The 7735-nt window shown below is 53.3% G+C and carries 3 protein-coding genes; all 3 read left to right on the forward strand.

Annotated features, from left to right (window positions below; all coding sequences use genetic code 11):
- Positions 1–4: 4 nt before the first annotated feature.
- A complete protein-coding gene (locus A596_RS14510; RefSeq protein WP_039916029.1) occupies positions 5–2158 on the forward strand; it encodes a methyl-accepting chemotaxis protein in 2154 nt (717 codons plus the stop codon).
- Between the two features lie 80 nt (positions 2159–2238).
- Entirely contained in the window at positions 2239–3096 is an 858-nt protein-coding gene (locus A596_RS14515; RefSeq protein ID WP_039916030.1) for a CheR family methyltransferase, read from the forward strand.
- Between the two features lie 69 nt (positions 3097–3165).
- Positions 3166–7735: FimL-related protein (locus A596_RS14520; RefSeq protein ID WP_200882931.1), on the forward strand; the 4570-nt coding region annotated here is incomplete at its 3' end.

Consider the following 7735-nt stretch of genomic DNA (forward strand, 5'->3'; position numbering starts at 1 on the left):
TTAGATGAAAACTGATTCAAAGATTGCCGCTTTCCGGGCAAAACCGACGATAGTGGTCGCCTCGGTTGCGCTGATAGCGTCATTTGTCGCTGCGATAATTTTTCTCTTCCTGATCGACCAGGGAAAAACCAACGACCAGCGCTACCTGCAACAAGCCGCTGACTTGCGTGCACAGGCTTACCGTTTAACCTCGTTAGCGCGCGACGCTACATCCGGTAACGAAAAAGCCTTTGCCGAGTTGACCGGCGTAGTCCAAAGCATGGACGGTACCTGGAACATGTTGCGCACCAGCGATGACAGCACCAAGTCCGCACTGGCGGCAGAATTCAAAGCGTATGGCGATATTTGGGACCGTGCGAAAGCCAACGCCCAGGACATCGTGAACAACAAAGACGTCATTGTATCGCTCAATAACGTTGGCAAAACCCTGAATGAGAACCTGCCATCATTGCAAACCGAACATAACGATATCGTAGATATCCTTATGGAATCCGATGCACCGACTGACCAATCCATCCAGGCACAGCTACTTTCCTGGCGGGTAGAACGTATCGGTCGTAACATCGATAAAATGCTGCGCGGCGACGCCGATGCCAGCACCGCAGCCGACCAGTTTAACCGTGACGCCAACTTCTACGCCCGCGTATTGACCGCCATGAAAGAAGGCGACCCGGCACTGCGAATTACCCGTGTATCCGACTCGCAGGCGCGCGCCAGCCTGGAAAAAATTACCCAATTGTTTGCGAGCGTGAACAAATCAATCCAGGAAATGGTAAACGGTTCTACTACCCTGTTCCGCGCCCGTCAGGCATCTGACGCCCTGTTGAGCGACAACCCGCAATTATTGCAAGCACTGGCCACCATTTCCGACCGCATCGCGGTACAAGCCGACACCCGCCCGATCAACAACAAAGTTGTATTTGTACTGGCTGCCATTGCGCTGATTTCACTGTTCTATATCGGTTTCAACCAATACATGGGCGCACGTAAACGCGCAGACGAAACTGCTGACACCAACGAACGTAACCAGACGGCGATTTTGCGTCTCCTCGATGAACTGGCCGACCTCGCGGACGGTGACCTGACCACTACCGCCACCGTAACCGAGGACTTCACCGGTGCGATTGCTGACTCTATCAACTTCACCATTGACCAGCTGCGTATCCTGGTAGCGCGAATCAACGAAACCGCAGTAAACGTATCAGCCGCGGCACAGGAAACCCAGCAAACGGCATTGCACCTCGCTGAAGCATCTGAACACCAGGCGCAAGAAATCGCCGGTGCATCGGCCGCGGTAAACGAAATGGCGGTCACCATTGACCAGGTATCTGCGAACGCCGCCGAATCGGCTGCGGTAGCGGAACGCGCGGTATCGATCGCGGGCAACGGTGCGAAAGTGGTACAGAACACTATCCACGGGATGGATACCATCCGTGAGCAGATCCAGGACACCTCCAAACGTATTAAACGCCTCGGTGAATCGTCACAGGAGATCGGTGATATCGTAAGTTTGATTAACGACATTGCCGACCAAACCAACATCCTCGCACTTAACGCTGCGATCCAGGCATCGATGGCCGGTGACGCAGGCCGCGGCTTCGCGGTGGTAGCGGACGAAGTTCAACGCCTTGCGGAACGTTCCGCAGCAGCAACCAAGCAGATCGAAGCGCTGGTAAAAACGATCCAGAACGATACCAACGAAGCGGTAATTTCGATGGAACAAACCACCTCTGAAGTGGTGCGCGGTGCGCGCCTCGCACAGGATGCGGGTGTGGCACTGGAAGAAATTGAAAACGTATCGTCAAGCCTCGCGGAATTGATCCAGAACATTTCGAACGCCGCGCGCCAACAGGCATCGTCTGCGGGTCACATCTCCAACACGATGAATGTTATTCAAGAGATTACTACCCAAACTTCTGCCGGTACTTCTGCCACGGCGCAGTCGATTGGTAACCTCGCTGAAATGGCACTCGACCTGCGTGAATCCGTAGCCGGTTTCAAACTGCCGGAAGAAGATATGTCGGAAGGCCGGGCCAACGCCGCGCGCCATGCCATGGCTACACCCGCCATGGATTTTGACAGCGCGACTGAAGTTATCGACCTGGATGACGAATTACTGCCGGACGACGACGTCTTCGGGCATCCCTCAAAAGCTTGATAAATAATGCCGCCAGCGCCCCTGGCGGCATGCTGGTAACTGTCTGGCAAAAAAGCTGGTAGCGATACAAGTTAGTCACTATGGCCTGGTCATTACGCACATTACCTACACTCTCCGAAGACCAGTTTCTCCAATGGGGCAAACTTTTGGAGGAGCGTACGGGCATACAACTGGTGTTCCAGCAGAAGGCCTGGCTTGAATCGCAGATCTATGCGCGCCTGCGCGATATGGGTTACAGCGATTACGACAGTTATTACTTGTTTGTCGCCGAGGAAAGCGTTGATTCAAAACTGGAATGGGCGCGCCTGGTAGATCGTATCGCGGTAAAAGAAACCAGCTTTTTCCGCCATCGCGAATCCATCGAATACGTGCGCAACTACCTCCAGCAAAAAATTAATAACCAGGCGCTGCACGACAGTTTTGATGTGTGGAGCCTGGGGTGTGCGACCGGTGAAGAAGCCTATTCACTGGCAATGGTCGTTAACGATTGCTTTGAACTGGCGGCGATAAGCCCGTTTTATGGTATCACCGCCATGGATATCAGCCCCTCCGCGCTGGCCACCGGTCGCAAGGGGCGTTATGGCAAGCGTCGGGTTGAACAAGTGAAGCCGGACGAAGCCAGGCGCTACCTGCAGTTGTGTGCAGATGGCAGTTATGAAGTGGTAAACAAATTGCGTGATCGCGTGTGTTTTACCCAGAGCAACATTATCAATGCACGGCAATTGCCGCAGGTCCAGGTCGATGTGATTTTCTGCCAAAACCTGCTGGTGTATTTCCGCCGCTGGCTGCGCCGCGATGTATTGAATGCTCTGGTCGACCGCCTCAAACCGGGTGGTTTATTGATTGTTGGCCTGGGTGAAGTCATGGATTGGGAGCACCCGGACATGCAGCGCACCAGTGATGACCAGGTGCAAGCCTATATTCGCCAGACACAGTAACAGCTAAAAAAACAACTACCAAAAATAGCAAAGTCGCATCGAGCGAAAATAAAGAGAGGATAGTTCTGCATGGCAGACAATCGCAATTTTGCCGCGTTGGATTGGTTGATCCATGAGATCAGCGAAACGCTTAAAGAAGCGCGCCAATCGCTCGAAAGTTACGTGGAAAATCCTAAAGATGCCGCGCGCATCCGCTTCTGCCTAACCCATATCCATCAGGTACACGGCAGTTTGCAAATGGTAGAGTTCTATGGCGCCGCCATGCTCGCCAGCGAAATGGAACAATTAACCCAGGCGATGATTGCCAACACCGTCGCCAATGCCAGTGAAGCGCAAGAAGTATTGATGCGCGCGATTTTGCAATTCCCGTTGTACCTCGACCAGGTAAAAGCCACCCGTAAAGATAACCCGCTGATTGTGCTGCCGCTGCTCAATGACCTGCGCGCGGTGCGTGGCGAAAGCTTGCTGACTGACACCAAACTGTTTGTTCCCAATTTAACGCCCGCTAAAAAAGTGAGCGGCGCGCGCCTGCCAGTGACCAACGACAACGTACAATTCCAGGCGATGGTGCTCAAACTGCGCCAGATGTACCAATATGCGGCATCCGGATTTATTCGCGGCGTAAACCCCGAAGAGAATCTGGCCTATCTGCAAAAAGCGTTTTCCCGCCTGCAAAAATTAACCCATGGCACCGCGCGCTTTGCGCTCTGGGATATTTGCGTGGCGCTGGTGGAAGCGATTGAAATCGATGCAATTGAAATCAGCGTTGCGGTTAAGAATTTGCTGCGCCAACTGGATAAAGAAATCAAAGTGCTCGCTGTTCATGGCGTTAAAGCACTGAACAGCTTTACCAATGACGAATTGATCAAAAACCTGCTTTATTACGTCGCCCGCGCGGGTAAACACGCCCCCGGCTTTCCACCCAATTCCCATTTGCAACGCATCTACGAAACCTACCATTTGGAAGAAGCGCTGCTGGAAGGTAAGGAAACCGGCGATGAAAGCCAGAATATGCTTTCCGTACCGGACGCCGACGCCATGCGCTCGGTGGTTGGCGCCCTGAAAGAAGAGCTGAACCTGATCAAAAACAGCCTGGACGTTTGCCTCGCCGGTGGCGATACCCAGGCGACGCTCAACGAGGCATTGCCAATTGTTAAGCGGGTTGCCGATACCCTGGCCGTATTGGGCCTGGGCGATTTGCGCAAACGCATCCTTGAACAAGGCGCGGCACTGGAGTTGGTGGTTGACTCCCACAGCCAACTGAACGATGAACAACTGCTCGCTATTGCCAGCCAGATCATTTCCGTCGAAAACGCACTGGAAAGCCTGACCGAGCCCGGCGGCCAGGACCCGAAACACGCTGATGAAAGCGATATCACCCTGACCCGCGCCAAAGAATCGGTGTTGCGGGAATCGCGCAATGGCCTGGAGCACGCCAAAGACGCCATCATCGAATACATTGCGTCCCAGTGGAATCGCCAGCATTTGCAAAGCGTTCCCACAACCCTGCGCGAAATTCGCGGCGGCCTGGAAATCATGCCATTGCCCCGCCCGGCGCGTATTCTTGGTGCCTGCGCCCGGTTTATCGAAGAGCAATTGCTGGAGCAGGAAAGCACGCCGCAATGGACCACCCTCGATACCCTGGCGGATGCGATTACCAGCGTTGAGTATTACCTGGAACGTTTAAGTAGCGGTGGCCGCAAAGATGAAAACGATTTGCTACTCAGTGTGGCCGAAGAAAGCGTAGCCAGCCTGGGTTATGGCGTTGCCAAAACCGGTAAACCCGATTCCACATCACAAACTGCTGCACCGGACACCGCTGTTGTTACTGCAGATAGCGGAACTACCGAAGAAGCGGAATTGGCAGCGGCGTACGGCAAGACAATTTATACGGAACCGGCACCCACTACCGGGGAAGAAGCGTCTTCCCGACTGGAAGCCATTTACGCCCAGGCCGTACCCGAAATCGTTGGCGTTACTGCCGATGACCGCATCGATGAACCTGGAACTGCGCTGGATGACGCAATTACACCAGTCGCTGAAGTACCTTCCACCATTGATCAGACCGAAGCGATTATTGCGGCAACCGATGATAGCGAGCCCGATGTTGCTGCTGAAGAAGTGACCCTGATTGCAACTAATAATGCGCCGGTTATCCAACGCCAGAATAATGAAGATATCGACGATGAAATCATTGAAATCTTCATTGAAGAAGCGGGCGAAGTAACCGAAACCATCGGTGAATACTTCCCGCGCTGGGCACAAAATTTTGAAGATAACAATTCCCTGATCGAATTCCGCCGCGCATTCCATACCTTGAAAGGTAGCGGACGCATGGTCGGCGCCAACGAAATTGGCGAGCTTGCCTGGTCGATTGAAAACATGCTCAACCGCGTAATCGACCACACCATAGTCGCGCAGGCGGTGCACGTACATATCATTGAAAACGTGCGTGGCTTGCTGCCGGACATGATCGCTGCCTTCCGCGATAACCAACCGAACCCGCACGCCGCATTGGCTGAAACCTACCGCCAACAGGCCCAATCGCTTTCACAAGGCGTTATTCCCGATGCGCTCCTGGCTGAACTGGAAACAGCACCTGCAAGCCAGGCCAACGCCGCTGGCATAAGTGCGCAAATTGAAGAAGCTGCATTGGCCGAAGCACCGATTGACAGTGGAGATGATGAAGCTGATTTATTGGAGCTGGAAGACGACGTTGTTAACGACGCCGACGCAACAGAAGCCGCCGATGACGATGAAATCATCAACCTTGAAGACGAAGCCACAGCAACGGACAGCACCGAATCGGTTATTGAATTGGTTGAAGAGGCTGGTGCGGAGGAAATCGAGCTCAGCCAGGCATATAGCGAACACCAAAGCGCCCATTTCAACTACAACGAATCGGTCGATGAAGACATCGATATCGATGATCCGGATGCCCAACTCTGGGACATCTTCGGTGCTGAAGCCATTTACCATTTGCACATCGTGCAGCAGTTTATCCAGCGGATGGAAGCGGAAGCGCCTATCTACGAACCGCCCAGCGAAGATATGCAGCGCGCCCTGCATACGTTAAAAGGCAGCGCGCACATGGCGGAAGTTACGCCAGTTGCCGAGCTGGCAACGCCACTTGAGCGTTTTGTTAAAGAGTTGCGTTCTTATCATGTGAATATCAACGACGATATCCTCCAGTTGTTGCGCGATGCCGTCAGTTACACCCAAATTGCCCTGCATCAGATTGAATCGGGTGAAACGGTTGATATTCCACGTTTGAATCAATTCATTGCGCGGGTGCATGAGCTGCGTGAAATTCATATTGCACCATTGGTCAGCCTGCAAGAACTGGATGAAAGCGGCAAACGCCCGGTAGATCCGGAATTGCTGGCCATTTTTATGGCCGAGGAAATGAACCTGCTGCTGGATGCAGACCAGTTTATCGCCCAATGGCAGAACAACCCGCGTGACGCCACCCACCTGATACCGGTGATGGACGAATTGGGCAAGCTGACCCTGGCAGCAGCCCACGCATATTTGCCGGCAATGGCCGAACTTAGTGCCAAGTTGCACAATATCTATGAAGCTATCATTGCCGACCAGTTACATTGCTCGCCCGCTATTTGCGACACCCTGAACAGCGCCCACACCGCCCTGCTCGATATGGTCGATGCCATCGCTGCCGGCCAGAATTTAAATGGTATTCCCGACGCCATCAACGCATCCCTGGACGAGTTGCTCAGCAACGAAGTCGTCACTATCACCAGCCTGGCAAATGATCCAATACCGGTAATCAATGAAGAAATCCCGCTGGTTGACCAGGTCGTGGAAGAAAATCCACCTGGCGCCTTCAATAGCGAATTGGATGAATTGCCAACGTTGAACGTTGACGCATTCGCTGAGGCCAGCTCAGCCGATGAGACGCTGGTACTCGACGAGGATGATGACGTAGCAGCCAGCGATATTGGTGAAACCATCGACTTAGATGAAGTGATTGAGCTGACCGATGAGGTTGAGCTTGAAACAACATCAAACAGCGATGCCGAAGCGATTGAAATCGTAGACCTGAGCGAGACCGTTGATCTTGGCGACGCCGCCTTGGGAGAATCGATAGATTTCTCTGGAATTAGCCCTGCCGATGAAGCCATCGAGCTGGATCACCCCGCGGATACTGTTGAGCCCAATGATGAAGTTAGTGAAGTCATCGAACCGGGTTTTGCGCCAACATTGATGGATTACATTGCAGAGCCGGGTGAGGACATGGTCTTTGTCGAGACCATCGATCCGGACGAAGCCCTCGATCTGCCTGATGAGCCTGTGCTGCTTGATGACGCTATTGAACTCGCCGAATCCACTGGAGCCGAACCGGAACTCATCAATGTTGATGAAATCGTTGAACGCCAATCTGTAGACTTCAGTGAAGCGGCAGAACTGGGCGAAGTGATCAATTTTGCCGGCGCATTCACGCCCGATGAAACGATCCACCTTGATGAGCCTATAGAGCTCACCGAGCCCGTAGAGTTGAATGATATTGTCGAGTTGATCGACGAAGATGCCTACATCCTGGATGAGCAAATTCCGGAGCTGGTCATCGAAGCCGAAGCCGAAGCCGAAGCCGAAGCCGAAGCCGAAGCCGAAGCCGAAG

Origin of the sequence: Cellvibrio mixtus subsp. mixtus J3-8, from assembly GCF_000766945.1 — a bacterium.
Lineage (GTDB): Bacteria > Pseudomonadota > Gammaproteobacteria > Pseudomonadales > Cellvibrionaceae > Cellvibrio > Cellvibrio mixtus_A.

Coding starts and splice junctions, on each gene's coding strand:
- A596_RS14510 (WP_039916029.1), top strand. CDS start 5: ATGAAAACTGATTCAAAGATTGCCGCTTTCCGGGCAAAACCGACGATA.
- A596_RS14515 (WP_039916030.1), top strand. CDS start 2,239: ATGGCCTGGTCATTACGCACATTACCTACACTCTCCGAAGACCAGTTT.